Source organism: Nocardioides daejeonensis, from assembly GCF_003194585.1.
GTDB lineage: Bacteria > Actinomycetota > Actinomycetes > Propionibacteriales > Nocardioidaceae > Nocardioides > Nocardioides daejeonensis.
The window spans coordinates 379,290-392,856 of record NZ_QHKZ01000003.1; the positions used below are offsets into that span (position 1 = coordinate 379,290).

Annotated in this window: 10 protein-coding genes; 5 read left to right on the forward strand and 5 right to left on the reverse strand. The window is 68.8% G+C overall.

What is annotated here, in order from left to right:
• Nucleotides 1–11 precede the first annotated feature (11 nt).
• The 3 genes from DNK54_RS09925 to DNK54_RS09935 form a co-directional block, all read right to left on the reverse strand.
• Complete coding sequence (locus DNK54_RS09925; RefSeq protein WP_204164499.1) at nucleotides 12–869, reverse strand: ABC transporter permease; 858 nt, start codon at nucleotides 867–869, stop codon at nucleotides 12–14.
• Between the two features lie 13 nt (nucleotides 870–882).
• Nucleotides 883–1,719 (reverse strand): MlaE family ABC transporter permease, encoded by an 837-nt coding sequence (locus DNK54_RS09930; protein ID WP_204164500.1) that lies wholly within the window; start codon nucleotides 1,717–1,719, stop codon nucleotides 883–885.
• Nucleotides 1,720–1,853: 134 nt separating this feature from the next.
• Complete coding sequence (locus DNK54_RS09935) at nucleotides 1,854–3,098, reverse strand: PucR family transcriptional regulator (protein WP_110206795.1); 1,245 nt, start codon at nucleotides 3,096–3,098, stop codon at nucleotides 1,854–1,856.
• Nucleotides 3,099–3,282: 184 nt separating this feature from the next.
• Here DNK54_RS09935 and DNK54_RS09940 point away from each other — a divergent pair, with 184 nt between their 5' ends.
• Together DNK54_RS09940 and DNK54_RS09945 are read left to right on the forward strand one after the other, a co-directional pair.
• Nucleotides 3,283–4,866 (forward strand): GMC family oxidoreductase, encoded by a 1,584-nt coding sequence (locus DNK54_RS09940; RefSeq protein WP_110206796.1) that lies wholly within the window; start codon nucleotides 3,283–3,285, stop codon nucleotides 4,864–4,866.
• A 1-nt stretch (nucleotide 4,867) separates the two neighbouring features.
• The gene (locus DNK54_RS09945; protein ID WP_110206797.1) at nucleotides 4,868–6,580 is read left to right on the forward strand and encodes an aldehyde dehydrogenase family protein; all 1,713 of its coding nucleotides are present in this window, start codon (nucleotides 4,868–4,870) and stop codon (nucleotides 6,578–6,580) included.
• A gap of 103 nt (nucleotides 6,581–6,683) precedes the next feature.
• Here DNK54_RS09945 and DNK54_RS09950 read toward each other — a convergent pair whose 3' ends face one another.
• The gene (locus DNK54_RS09950; RefSeq protein ID WP_204164501.1) at nucleotides 6,684–7,088 is read right to left on the reverse strand and encodes a hypothetical protein; all 405 of its coding nucleotides are present in this window, start codon (nucleotides 7,086–7,088) and stop codon (nucleotides 6,684–6,686) included.
• 10 nt (nucleotides 7,089–7,098) lie between these two features.
• Nucleotides 7,099–8,379: a PucR family transcriptional regulator gene (locus tag DNK54_RS09955; RefSeq protein ID WP_110206799.1), complete on the reverse strand. Its 1,281-nt coding sequence runs from the start codon at nucleotides 8,377–8,379 to the stop codon at nucleotides 7,099–7,101.
• 326 nt (nucleotides 8,380–8,705) lie between these two features.
• Between DNK54_RS09955 and DNK54_RS09960 the strand changes: the two genes are divergently transcribed.
• Genes DNK54_RS09960 through DNK54_RS09970 form a run of 3 tightly spaced genes read left to right on the forward strand, consistent with a single transcriptional unit; the run spans nucleotide 8,706 to nucleotide 13,446 of the window.
• Nucleotides 8,706–10,169, forward strand: a complete 1,464-nt coding sequence (locus DNK54_RS09960) for a class I adenylate-forming enzyme family protein (RefSeq protein ID WP_110206800.1) — start codon at nucleotides 8,706–8,708, stop codon at nucleotides 10,167–10,169.
• Between the two features lie 47 nt (nucleotides 10,170–10,216).
• The gene (locus tag DNK54_RS09965) at nucleotides 10,217–12,034 is read left to right on the forward strand and encodes a DUF3556 domain-containing protein (protein WP_110206801.1); all 1,818 of its coding nucleotides are present in this window, start codon (nucleotides 10,217–10,219) and stop codon (nucleotides 12,032–12,034) included.
• Nucleotides 12,031–13,446: a phytoene desaturase family protein gene (locus DNK54_RS09970; RefSeq protein WP_110206802.1), complete on the forward strand. Its 1,416-nt coding sequence runs from the start codon at nucleotides 12,031–12,033 to the stop codon at nucleotides 13,444–13,446. The genes DNK54_RS09965 and DNK54_RS09970 overlap by 4 nt, the downstream gene beginning before the upstream one ends.
• The last annotated feature ends 121 nt before the right edge of the window (nucleotides 13,447–13,567 follow it).

Below are 13,567 nucleotides of genomic sequence, written 5' to 3' on the forward strand. Positions count from 1 at the left end.
ACGGCCGGCGGCTAGTTGCCGATGGGCGCGTTGGGTGACAGACCCCAGAAGAGCTGGGTGCCGAGCGCTCCGATGAGATGGATGAGCACCATGTTGAGCACCATGGACTTCGCAGTGTTCTTCCCGACTTCGACCGAGCCACCACGCACGGTGTAGCCGTAGTAGCAGGCCACGAAGACGATGCAGGTGCCCATCGTCATGCCCTTGATCATCGAGTAGAGGTAGTCGAACGGGTTCTGGTAGAGCCAGAAGATCGACATGTGGCCGCCTGGGGAGACGCCGCCGATGTAGTAGACGGTCACCAGGATCTCGCCCAGCGACATCATGCCCAGGCTGACCGCGTAGAGGAACGGCATCGCAAGCCAGGCTGCGACCACCCGGGTGCCGACGAGGTAGCTGCGGGAGTCGACGCCCATGACCTCGAGGGCGTCGACCTCCTCGGCGATCCGCATCGACCCGATCTCCGCGACCAGGCCGCAGCCCACCTTGGCGGCCAGGATGTAGCCCCACATGTAGGGCACCAGCTCGCGTACGGCGCACCAGGCGTTGAAGATCCCGGAGTAGATCGGGGCGCCCACCTGTTTGAGGGTGTAGATGGCTTCGGTGCCGCACATCGTGCCCATCACGAACTGCATCGCCCAGATGATCAGGCCGCTGGAGAGCACCAGGATGCCCGCCTGTCGGACGATCTCGGTCCAGTGGATCCGGACCTCGGGAAGGCTGCGGATCACCTCGCCGGAGAAGCGAAGGATCTCGCCGCCCGTGGTGAGTGCGCCACGGACGGAGTTGCCCATGCTCGCCAGCGAGAACTCGCTGTCGGCAGGGGTGGGCGCTTCGGGGCGTTTGCGGCCCTCGGGGGCGATCGTCATCGATACAGCCCTCTCACTTGAAGACCTGGATCTCGGGGTTGAGCCCGAGCAGGATGTTGGTGAAGACCACGTTGACGATCCAGATCAGCGCGAACGCGATGACCACGGCCTGGTTGACCGCACGGCCAACGCCGATCGCGCCGCCCTTGGCGTACATGCCCTTGTAGCAGCAGACGACGCCGATGATCAGGCCGAAGAGCGTGGTCTTGACGACGCTGCCCCAGATGTCGGGCGTGGTGAGGTTGGCGAAGAGGCTCTCGTAGAACGCCCACGGGTTGGCCCCCAGCAGCGGTACGGCGGCGATGAAGCCTCCGAGCAGCCCGAAGCAGAGCGCCACGATGTCCAGCAGGCCGGTGATGATCGTGACCGCGACGATCCGCGGCAGTGCGAGGACCCGCACCGGGTCGAGACCCAGCACCTCCATCGCGTCGATCTCGTCTCTGATCCGGCGTGCCCCGAGGTCTGCGGTGATCGCCGATCCGACCACGCCGGCGACGACCATCGCGTTCACCCAAGGGGCGAACTCGCGGATGCTCGCCATGATGAAGAACGAGCCGAGGCGCTCGGGCATGCCGAACATGGAGTAGATGTTGCCGCCCTGCAGGCCGGGGGCGCCGAGGCCGAAGAACGTGCAGGAGATGGCCATCGGGATCCAGCACTGCTTGAGGATCAGGAACATCTGGTCGACCGCATCGCGCCAGTAGTCCCACGGTCCGCGGACCGCCATCCAGGTGACGGTGCCGCCGAGCTTGGTCATGTCACCCAGCTCGGCGACACCGGCAGCGAGGGTGCCTGGCTTGGGAGCCGTCTTGCGCGATCTCGGCGCCGCAGCACGCGTCGCATTCGCCATGGAAAGGGTCACCGCCTAGCTCGGGTGGGAGTCGCGAACCACCTTTTCAGCGATGCGTGATGAACGTCATAGTCACCGGTTACAAAAACCCTCAGGGGCTTTGTGAGCGCCGAGCAGCCCGGCTGCGACCGGCCTCAGGGGCGGCCGAGCGCGTCGCTGCCGTAGACGTCGAGCCAGCTCAGCGCGGTCTCCAGCACCGCGGCCCGCTGGGCGATGCGGCAGCCGAGCTGCTCCTCGATCCTGCCGATCCGGTAGCGGACCGTGTTGGGGTGGACGAACAGTCGCTCGGCAGCCAGGTCGAAGCTCTGACCCGCCTGGAGATAGACGAGGGCGGTTCGCCGGAGCACGTCGTAACCCCGGACCGGACCGAGCAGGGGACCCAGCTCACGGCGGATCATCTCCCGGGTGAGCTCGCTGTCGCCGACGAGGCTGACGAGTTCGACCTCGCCGTACGCATGGCATGCAGCCGGCGCGTGCACGCCCACCCGCTGGGCGGCGATCGCCTGCAGATGACTGAGGCGGAATGCCTCCGCTCCCTGACAGGGACGCCCGAAGGCCAGGTGAAGCTCCAGCGACGTCATCAGCTCGGCGGCCGGCTCCAGCGCGAGCACGGGCGGCTCCGGCGTGGCCACCCAGCCCCAGATCTCCCGACTCGCTGCCAGCGTGGTCAGCGGCTGTGGCAGTCCGAGCAGGGTGCAGACCCGGACCGCGAGATCGTAGAACGGCGCCTCGATCTCCTGCTGGGACGGCGAGGTGGCGGAGAGCACGAAGGCGGTCTGCCAGAGCCCGAACCTGTGACCCAGGATCCGCTCCGCGAGCGCGCTGGGGCGGGCACCGGCGATCAGCGAGCCGATCAGCTCCCCGCGGCGGGCCTGGGTGCCTTCGGTGAGCGCCGATCGCTCCTCGGTGAAGTGGATGATCAACGACTCGACGGAGTCGTCGATCCACAGCTCGGCCCGCTGCCAGAGCGTCAGCAGCGCCTCGTCGCGCGGCAGGCCCGGCGGCAGCATCTCGGGTTGGGTGTGTTCGGTGAGGTAGCGGAACGTGCTCTTGTTGGCGACGCGGTAGACCTTGAGCAGAACGCCGATGTCCAGGTGCCTACGGGCGATCGACAGGCTCAGGGCCACAGCGGCGGGCGGGAGGGCCAGCCGGTACTCCTCGGAGAGGCCCACCACCAGGAAGTTGCGCCAGTGGGCGCGCGTGGACGCGTGCAGCTCCTCGACCAGCGTCGGGTCGCCGGCGATCTCGGGGATCGCACCCAGGATCTCGTCGTCCACGCTCCGCACGAACTGGTCGACCTCGTCGGGATGCAGGGCCGCCTCCACGAACCCCTGCAGCCACACCTTGACTGTCGGAGCATCGTCGCGCCTGCTCGCCATCTCGACCTCCTTTGGTGTCTCCAACGCCTGCGAGCAGTAGAAGTGGCGCACGGACGTCGCGGCTTGGAGTGTGTCACAAAACGACGAGGTCGATGTGGCCTGCCTCACAAGCGCGCGACGGGCGTCTCCCACCACGCTGGCTGCACCGTGCGAAGCACGGTGCAGCTGCACGACGAGAGGACAGATGATGCGCGAGTACGACTACATCGTGGTGGGCAGCGGCTCGGGAGGCGCAGTGCTCGCCAGCCGCCTGACCGAGGACCCCGGGGTCTCCGTGCTCGTGCTGGAGGCCGGTGGCCGCAGCCGGCCGAATCTGAACGTCCAGATCCCCGCCGCCTTCGCCAAGCAGTTCCATACCGCCCTGGACTGGGACTACGAGTCCGAGCCGGAGCCGCAGCTCGGCGGCCGGCGCATCTACCAACCGCGCGGCAAGATGCTCGGCGGCACCAGCGGCATGAACGCCATGATCTACATCCGCGGCAACCGTGCCGACTACGACGGCTGGGCCAAGGCAGGCGCCACCGGCTGGTCCTACGACGAGGTGCTACCGCTCTTCCGGCGGATGGAGACGAACAGCCGCGGCGCGAGCGAGTTCCACGGAGCACACGGCCCGCAGTACGTCGAGGACGCACCGGATCCGCGCGAAGGCTCGCGCCGGCTCGTCGAGGCGATGGTGGAGGCCGGGATCGGCCGGACCGACGACTTCAACGGCGCGCAGCAGGAGGGCGCCTCCCTCTATCAGCGCTTCACCCGCCGCGGCCAGCGCTGGACCGTGTGGGACGGCTACCTCGCCCCGCACCGCAAGCGCCCCAACCTCACCATCACCTCACGTGCCCTCGTGCACAGGGTGCTGATCGAGTCGGGTCGTGCTGTCGGCGTCTCCGCCCGGGTCGGCAAGGAGCTGCAGACGCTGCGCGCCCGCCGGGAGGTCATCCTCTGCGCCGGGGCCTACAACACACCGCAGCTGCTGATGCTCTCCGGCATCGGCCCTGCCGACCACCTCGCTGAGCACGGGATCGCGACCGTCGTCGACAACCCGCATGTGGGCGCGCACCTGATGGATCACCCGATGTACCTGGTGAACTGGGACAGCAGCCATCCCGACAACCTCGCGTTCGCCGAAAAGCCGGCGCAGCTGCTCAAGTTCTTCCTGCAGCGCAAGGGAATGCTCACCTCCAACATCGGTGAGGCCGGCGCGTTCTTCCACACCAGCGTGGCCGACGAGGCGCCGTCCATGCAGATGATCGGGGCGCCGGCGTACTTCTGGGAACACGGTGCCGCCGAGTACGACGGGCAGGCGATCGCGATCGGACTCTCGATGGTGGGCGCGAAGTCGGAGGGCACGGTCCGGCTCGCCTCGGCGGACCCGGAGGCCAAGGTGCGGATCTGCAACAACTACTTCTCCCATCCCGACGACATGACCTCGATGGTCGAGGGGATCGAACGGGCGCGGGAGGTGATGGCCACGAAGGCCCTCCACGGGTTCGCCAACCACGAGATCCACCCCGGCCCGACGTTCGGCACCAGCCGCACCGAGCTCGAGGAGGCCGTGCGGCAAGGCGTCGAGCACACCTATCACCCCAGCTGCACAGCGCGGATGGGACGGGAGAGCGAGGGGGTGCTGGACCCCGCCCTGCGTGTGCACGGTGTCACCGGCCTGCGGGTCGCCGACACCTCGGCGATGCCCCGCGTCACCCACGGCAACACCCATGCACCGACCATGCTGATCGGCGAGAAGGCCGCCGACCTGATCACGAGCGGAGCCTGAGATGACCGTCGAGGCAACCAGCCAGCGAGCAGACCAGATCGCGGAGACCGCCCGTGCTGGCGCCGAGGCATGGGCAGGCATCGACCTGCAGGGACGCCGCCGACTCCTGGAGCAGCTGGCCGGCCTGATCGACAGGCATGCTGCCGAGTGGGTGCGCATCGCCGCCGAGATCAAGGGGCTCGCGCCGGACTCCGCCGCCGTGGGCGAGGAGTGGATCTCCGGTCCGTGGGCGACGCTCTACTACACCGGTCACCTCATCCAGAGCCTGGCGAAGCTCGAGCAGGGCGACTCCCCTGTCGACGGCTTCGCCACCCGCCGCGCACCGGGCGATCGGGTGGCGATCGACATCCTGCCGCACAGCGTGTGGGACCGGCTGCTCCTCTCGGGGTTCTCCGCCGAGGTCTGGTGCCGGCCGGGCGTGAGTGCGGAGGAGGTGCGGCGCACGGCGGGACTCGGGCTGCGTGATCCCCGTGCGGTGCGCGGCTCCTGTGTCGTCCTCGGCGCGGGCAACATCTTCTCGATCGCACCGCTCGACGCGCTCTATGTGCTCTACGCCGACAACCGGTCGGTGGCCCTCAAGCTCAACCCCGTCACCGATGCGCTGCTCCCGGTCTTCGAAGCGATCTTCGAGCCGTTCATCAGGATCGGGGCGGTCCAGGTCTTCTCCAGCGACGTGGAGCTCGGCGCCGCCGTCATCGCGCACGACGCCATCGACGCCGTGCACATGACCGGCTCCGAGGCGACCCACGATGCCATCGTCTGGGGCGCGGGCTCCGAGGGCGACGCCAACCGAGCCGCCGGTACGCCGAAGCTCCGGAAGCCCATCACGAGCGAGCTCGGTGGTGTCTCGCCGGTGATCGTGGTGCCCGGCCGATGGTCGCGGCGAGACCTGGAGTTCCAGGCGAAGCACGTGGCCACTATGCGGCTGCACAACTCCGGCTCGAACTGCGTCGCCGGGCAGGTCCTGGTGGTCAGCGCGGACTGGCCCCAGAAGGCCGACTTCCTTGACGCCGTACGCCGCGCGTTGGCGACGGCTCCCGCTCGACCGGCCTGGTACCCGGGGACTCCCTCCCGGATCGCGGCTGCGCGGAGCAGTGCGACGCCGCACGAGGAGGTGGGCGGCACTCCGGAGCGGACGCTGCTGCCGTGCCTGGAGGCGGGGAGCGCCGACCCCGCGTTCTCGAACGAGTTCTTCGGGCCCGTCCTCGGCGTCACCGAGCTGCCCGGCGAGGGTGCGGAGTACCTGCGCACCGCGATCGACTTCGCGAACGACCAGCTCCGCGGCACGCTCGGTGCCAATCTCCTGGCTCATCCACGAGATCTGCGTGCGCTCGGCGGCGACCGGCTCGACCAGCTCCTCGCCGACCTGCGCTACGGGACCATCGCGATCAATGCCTGGACCGCGGTGGGCTACCTCTCGCCGTACGCGACCTGGGGCGCCTTCCCCGGGCACACGGCCGACGACATCCAGTCCGGACACGGGGTGGTGCACAACGGCCTGCTCCTGGCACAGCCTGAACGGACGATCGTCCGCGGTCCCTTCCGTCCCTTCCCGCGCTCCTGGGCCACGGGGAGCGCGGCGCTGACGCCGTTGCCGCCCTGGTTCGTGCACAACCGGACCGCCGCCACCACCGGCGAGCGGCTGGTGCGCTTCTCGGCCGCACCGCGGTGGCGCAAGCTGCCGGGCGTGTTCGCCTCCGCGCTGCGCGGCTGAGAGGTTCCGCCGGGTCGAGGACCGAACCCGGTGTCGTCCGGCCGGGCCTGACGCTCCGGGTGTCCGTACGTGGCGGGGAAGGACGTTCCTCCCCGCCACGTGCTCAGGCGCGCCGGGCGGCGTACCAGGCGCTCAGGGGTCCGACGACCAGCGCCGTGGCTGCCGTCAGCAGAATCTGCGTCACGTTCCGGCCGGCCTCGAAGGGCAGGATGAGCGGCAGCACCAGCAGGTAGGAGATCAGCGCCGCCACCGCACCGTGCACGAAGGGGTTGCCGGCCAGGGCGCTGCGTCGGGCGGCGACAGCGAACGCGGTCACCGCCACCCCGGCCAACCAGATCGCGCCGGCCGGGGCCGAGACCATGGCCGCGAAAGGCGCAAGCAGCCCCCCGATGACGAGGATGCTGAAGCCGGTCGATGCGCCGCGTACCGCGTTGGGTACGTCGACCCGACCCGCGGCACCTGCCGTCGGACTGCTGGGCTTCCGATCGGATCGGTCGGCTCGGCTCACACCCATCGCCTCAGCCGATCATCGCCGGGCCGAGCCAGGCACATGCGGTGAGGGCCAGCTCGATGTCGAGGCGGTTGTCGAGCAGCGGCACCGGCAACGCGGCCTCGGCCGCGGTGAGCCGGTACTTGATCGAGTTCTTGTGCATCATCATGGCCTCGGCCGTGGCGGTGTAGTTCATGTCGTGTCGCAGGAACTCCAGCAAGGTCAACCGGTGGCGCGCCGACACGTCGTCGTCGCGGACCAGCTCACCCAGCACGCTGCGCACCCAGTCGCGCGACGCGGTCAGGTTGTGGGAGAGCAGCGCGGTCGCCGCCATTCCCGGCTCGTCGTGAGAGAGCACCATCCGCTCCGGCTGCCCACCGAGCGAGGCCACCCGGTGCACCTGGAGCGCCTCGTTGTGGCTCCGGCGGAACCCCTCGACCCCCGCTCCACGGCTGCCCAGCGCCATGACCGGCCCCGGGCGATCGGCGTCTCGCCAGCGGGTCAGCTCGCGATCGAAGCGCCACTCCCTCGGCAAGGGGATCCATCCCCAGACGGTGGCCCGGTCGCAGCCGACGACCAGGGGGCGCCCACCGCCGATCCGCGCTGCCAGCTCGCGCATCGCCTTCGTCGAGCGGCTGAACTGGTCGTCGCGCAGGCCGGCCTCGCTGGTCCACGCGACGACGGCCACGTGATGACCGCGCAAGCGGAACCCGAGCACGTCCTCGGCCGCGGTCACCTCGACCTCCGCGCCGGCCAGGATCTCGCGCACCTTCGCGTCGCGCGCATTGCTCTGGTTGGCGAGCCAGGACTCGCGCTCGGCCTCGTAGACGACGATGACGCGCTGGCTGATCCAGTCGATGTAGTCGAAGCAGGTCTGCACCACCTCCTCGAAGGCGTCCGCGCGGACCGCCTCAGCCGAGCCGACCGCCTCGGAGGCCGCGAACGCCTCCCGCATCAGGTCCTGCTGGCCGAGCCGATAGGCACGGACGAGGGCGTTCATGGAGATCCCGCGCTGGGCCAGCCGCCGCGCGTACTCCACCGCCGCGCTCGGCGGCTCCAGCCGGTCGGGAGGGATCTGGTACTCCAGGGCGCGGAGGATGGTGACGACGTTGCCCTCCACGCTGGCGTGCAGCATGTCGAGGAGCAACGGCTCCAGGTCCAGCTCCTCGATCTTGCTCGCCAGGAGATCGCTCATCTGCGACGTCACCTGGTTGAGCCGACCGGTCAGCGCTCCGGCAACCTGCGCCACATGGTCGCGGACCAGCTCCGCATGACTCCGTTGGCCGGGCACGGCCTGGGTCACGGTCATGAATGCCTCCCTGAGGACGGGCTCCCCGGATGCGGTGGAGCCGGTGCTCCCCGAAGCGGGGACACACAGTCGATTCATATCTGCATGATGAGCCGGTCAACGACGAGATGCCAGCAGAGTCACGTAACCACTCCCCAGCCGGCCGAATACTGGCTCGAAAGACCAAGCAATCGGCCTTCTTTTGTTCGCGGCTCACAGTCCTCAGTGCTCGACGACCGAGCCGGACCCCGAGGTTTGTGATCGACGACCAGTGATCGGCGCCACACCGCTTCCTACGGTGCTGCTGAGAGATCGGGCTCTCTCCGACACCGACTTGAGGAGTGGAAATGGCGGATCTGGGTCACCTGCCTTGGCGTCAGGCCGGCTTCGAGCCTGACCGGAGGTTCATGAGCGACGACCGTCTGAGCCTCACCCGGCAAGAGTTCGACGAGTGGACCGTGGCGGTGGCCGAGCAGTTCGCTGAGCAGGGCATCGGCGCCGGCGACGTCGTCGCGATCATGCTCCCGAACCGAGTCGAGCTGCTGGTCTGCCTGGTCGCGGCCTGGCGGCTCGGCGCTGCCGCGACCCCGATCAATCCGGCGTTCACCGCTCGGGAGGGCGACTACCAGATCGACGACGCCCAGTCCGCGCTCGTGATCAACATCGGTCCCGACGCGCCTCATGCCGGTCGGCCCGTGATCTGGGTCGAGAACCTCCGCCGGATCCCCACCCGGGAGCTCCACTTCGAGCCGACGACGTCTCCCGACGAGATCGCGCTGCTGATCTACACCAGTGGCTCCACAGGCAGACCCAAGGGCGTGATGCTCAGCCACGCCAATCTCGACGCGATGTCGGCCGGCATGGTCGAGCGCATGGAGCTCACGGACACCGACCGGTGCCTCCTCTTCCTGCCGCTCTTCCACTCCAACGCGCTCTTCGTGAGCTTCCTCAGCCCGGCCAGGGTGGGCGCTGAGACCCGGGTGATGGGCCGCTTCTCCGTCGAGGGCTTCTTCGAGGCTGTCGAGATGTTCCGACCGACCTACTTCTCCGCCGTACCGACGATCTACTCGATGCTGGTCGCCCAGTCGGGGACGACCGACTTCAGCTCGATCCGGTTCGGTGTCTGCGGCGCGGCACCCGCCTCGCAGGAGCTCTTGACGGCGGTCGAGCAGCGGTTCGGCTTCGGACTCGTCGAGGGCTACGGCTTGACCGAGGGCAGCTGCGCCTCGTGCGTCAACCCGGTCAACGGCGTACGCAAGATCGGCACCGTCGGACCGGCCATGCCTGGCCAGCGGGTCGAGATCATGGGGCCGACCGGCGAGCTGCTGCCGGCCGGAGAGCGCGGCGAGGTCGTCATCCAGGGAGCCAACGTGATGGTCGGCTACCTGAACCGGCCCGAGGCGACCGCGGAGACACTGCGTGACGGCTGGTTGCACACCGGCGACGTCGGCATCCTCGACGAGGACGGCTACCTGCGCATCGTCGACCGCATCAAGGACCTCATCATCCGGGGCGGGGAGAACCTCTACCCGAAGGAGATCGAGGAGGTCCTGCACACCCACCCCGGTGTGCTCGAGGCCGCCGTCGTGGGTCAGCCCGATCCCGTGTACGGCGAGATCGTCGTCGCGTACATCGCCCCCTACCCCGGCTCTGACGTCACCGAGGAGGCGCTGCTCGAGACCTGTCGAGCAGGCCTCACCAAGGTCAAGGTGCCTGCGGCGATCCACATCGTCGAGGCGCTCCCGAAGAACCCCGTCGGCAAGATCGACAAGCCGACCCTGCGTCGAGAGGCGTCCGCTCCGGTCGGCTGACCGGCCGCAAGCACATCCCGCATCGCCCGTCACATCAGGAGAACACCATGCCCTTCCTCACCCCTGTGGTCCCGGACGTGGACCCCCAGGAGTTCCTCCAACGTCCCCACCAAGAGCGCATCAAGTTCCTCTCCCAGTTCTGGGCGGAGAACGGCTTCGGCACGCAGAAGATGGTGCACTGCATCTACATCGTTAAGCTGCTCGTCCTCTACATCGGCGGCGGCATCGCCGTCTCGGTCCTGACCTCCGACGTCGGTGGGTACTTCGACTACGGGGCGTGGTGGAACGAGCCGATCGTCTACCAGAAGCTCATCTTGTGGACGCTCTTCCTGGAGCTCTTCGGGCTGGGCGGCACCTGGGGCCCGCTGGCAGCCCACTTCAAGCCGATGACCGGAGGCATCCTCTACTGGGCCAGGCCCGGCACCATCAAGCTGCCGCCGTGGCCCGACAAGGTGCCCGGAACCGCCGGCGCCACCCGCAGCCCCCTCGACGTCGTCCTCTACCTTGGCTGCCTGGCTGCCTACGCGTTCCCGCTCTTCACCGATGGCGTCGCAGTCGCGAACCCCACCGGCTATGGCAGCGCCAGCTACGACCTGGTGGACCCGAAGTACTTCGTCGCGCCGATCGTCCTGCTCATCCTGTGCGGCCTGCGTGACAAGATCCTCTTCCTCGCCAGCCGCGGCGAGCAGCACCTGCCGGTCCTGATCGTCTCGGCCGCGCTCGGCTGGGGCGCCCTCGACATGGAGTTCTCGGACTTCGTCATCGCCGCCAAGATGATCATCGTCGCCATCTGGGTCGGTGCCGCGATCTCCAAGATGAACCAGCACTTCGAGCGCGTCGTACCGCCGATGGTCTCCAACACCCCCTGGATGCCGAAGGCACTCAAGCTCAAGCACTACAAGAACTTCCCGAACGACCTGCAGCCCTCCGGCCTCGCCTGGTTCATGGCGCACATCATGGGCACCTTGGCCGAGCTGGCAGTTCCGTTGGTGCTGCTCTTCAGCCCCTCGCACGAGCTGACCATCATCGCCGCGTGCTGCATGGTGCTGTTCCACGTCTTCATCATCTCGACCTTCCCCCTGGCGGTGCCGCTGGAGTGGAACGTGCTCTTCGCGTTCATCGCGGTGCACCTCTTCGTCGGCTTCCCTGCCGAGGAGGGCTTCGCCGTCACCGACTTCAGCGCGGCCTGGATGCTGCCGGTCCTGCTCGTGGGCCTGGTCTTCTTCCCGATCCTGGGCAACCTCCGCCCCGACCTGGTCTCCTTCCTGCCGTCGATGCGCCAGTACGCCGGCAACTGGGCCTCCGCGATCTGGGCGTTCCAGCCCGGTGCGGAAGCGCGGCTCAACGAGCTGGGCAACCCGGCGAAGAACCAGATCGACCAACTGGTCGACGGCATGGGCTACGACCCGGACATTGCCGAGATGACCCTGCAGCTCACGCTCGGCTGGCGCTCGATGCACAGCCAGGGCCGCGGTCTCTTCTCCGTGATGCAGACCTATCTGGGTGAGCGATACAACGACTACAGCATCCGCGAGGCGGAGTTCCTCTGCAACGCGGTGATCGGTTGGAACTTCGGCGACGGTCACCTCCACGACGACCAGCTGCTCGAGGAGATCCAGCGGCGCCTCCAGTTCAAGCCCGGCGAAGCCATCGTGGTCTGGGTGGAGTCACAGCCGATCCCGATCGCGTCGGGGGTCCAGGAGTACATGGTCTACGACCTCGCGCTGGGCATCGTGGAGACCGGCAGCTGGGTTGTCAAGGACGTCGTCAAGGAGCAGCCGTGGCTGCCCAACGGCCCGGCTCCGTTCACCGTCGACTGGCGTGCCGAGGTGCCGGCCGGCGACGCAGCAGGCGCCCAGGCATGACCAACGCCACCGTGGTCGGCAGCGGGCCCAACGGGCTCGCTGCCGCCCTCACCCTCGCCGCCGCCGGGATGCAGGTGACGGTGATCGAGGCGGCGGAGACCTTGGGAGGTGGCACGCGGTCCAGCGAGCTGACCCTGCCCGGCCTGATCCACGACGAGTGCTCGGCGCTGCATCCCTTCGGGCTCGGCTCGCCGTTCGCGGAGCGCTTCGACCTGGCGGGCGCGGGGCTCACCTGGCGCTGGGCCGAGCACGAGTACGCCCACCCTCTCGAGGGTGGCCGGGGCGCGGTCGCCACCCGCTCCGTCGCGGCCACCGCGGCCGGGCTCGGCCGCGGTGGTCGCGGGTGGGAGCGGATCTTCGGACCTCTCACGGAGAGGTTCGACACCATCGTCGGCGAGTTCTTCCAGCCGATGCTGCACGTGCCGAAGCACCCCCTCCACCTGGCCAGGTTCGGGCTCTGGTCCGGAGCTCCGGCGACCATGGTCGCCAAGACGCTGCGCTCCGAGGAGGCGGCCGCGCTCTATCTGGGGGTCGCAGCCCACGCCTTCCGTCCGCTCGGCACGATCGCCTCCTCAGCGATCGGCGTGGCCCTCGGCACCGCCGCGCACCGCTACGGATGGCCAGCAGCCGAGGGCGGATCGGCGTCGATCCGGGACGCGATCCTCAAGCGCTGCGCCGAGCACGGCGTCCGGTTCGAGACCGGACGGCGGGTGAACACGATCGATGAGATCGGCGAGGCCGATGTCGTCATGCTGGACACCACACCCGGGGGTGCGGCCTCGATCCTGGGGGCGCGGCTCCCCGGGCGGGTTCGACGTGCCTACACCCGCTATCGGCATGGGCCGGGCACCTTCAAGGTGGACTTCGCGGTCGAAGGTGGCGTGCCGTGGACGCATGAGGAGAGCAGGCGCGCCGGCACGGTGCACGTGACCGGCTCGCCTGCCGAGACCGTCGCGGCTGAGCGGGCGGTGGCCCGCGGGGAGATGCCGGAGCACCCGTTCGTCCTGGTCGGCCAGCAGTTCGTGGCCGACCCCACTCGCTCTCGTGGTGACCTGCATCCGCTGTACTCCTACGCGCATGTGCCCGCCGGATGGACGGGCGATGCAACGGAGACGATCATCCGGCGGATCGAGCACTACGCCCCCGGCTTCCGCGATCGGATCCGCGCGGTGGCCGTCCGCAGCACCACCGAGATGTCCCAGCACAACGAGAACTACGTGGGTGGTGACGTGACCACGGGCGCCAACGACGCGCTGCAACTCGTGTTCCGGCCGCGCGCCACCACGCAGCCCTACGACACCGGGGTTCCCGGCGTCTACATCTGCTCAGCGGCCACCCCGCCCGGGGCCGGCGCACACGGAATGTGCGGGTACAACGCCGCGCAGCGGGCCCTGACACGGCTCAACCGCTGAGTCGGTGCGGCCCGCCCACGGGCCGCACCGCCGCCCCTGCCCCGGCCCGGATCTCGTCCCTCACTGACGTTGCCTCCTCCCTCACGAGTCGACCGATGGAGATCCGGCCCGGGGCAGGGTT

Bases quoted from the DNA above. Each gene is read 5' to 3' on its own strand.
- DNK54_RS09925 (WP_204164499.1), bottom strand. From the start codon at position 869: ATGACGATCGCCCCCGAGGGCCGCAAACGCCCCGAAGCGCCCACCCCT.
- DNK54_RS09930 (WP_204164500.1), bottom strand. From the start codon at position 1,719: ATGGCGAATGCGACGCGTGCTGCGGCGCCGAGATCGCGCAAGACGGCT.
- DNK54_RS09935 (WP_110206795.1), bottom strand. From the start codon at position 3,098: ATGGCGAGCAGGCGCGACGATGCTCCGACAGTCAAGGTGTGGCTGCAG.
- DNK54_RS09940 (WP_110206796.1), top strand. From the start codon at position 3,283: ATGATGCGCGAGTACGACTACATCGTGGTGGGCAGCGGCTCGGGAGGC.
- DNK54_RS09945 (WP_110206797.1), top strand. From the start codon at position 4,868: ATGACCGTCGAGGCAACCAGCCAGCGAGCAGACCAGATCGCGGAGACC.
- DNK54_RS09955 (WP_110206799.1), bottom strand. From the start codon at position 8,379: ATGACCGTGACCCAGGCCGTGCCCGGCCAACGGAGTCATGCGGAGCTG.
- DNK54_RS09960 (WP_110206800.1), top strand. From the start codon at position 8,706: ATGGCGGATCTGGGTCACCTGCCTTGGCGTCAGGCCGGCTTCGAGCCT.
- DNK54_RS09965 (WP_110206801.1), top strand. From the start codon at position 10,217: ATGCCCTTCCTCACCCCTGTGGTCCCGGACGTGGACCCCCAGGAGTTC.
- DNK54_RS09970 (WP_110206802.1), top strand. From the start codon at position 12,031: ATGACCAACGCCACCGTGGTCGGCAGCGGGCCCAACGGGCTCGCTGCC.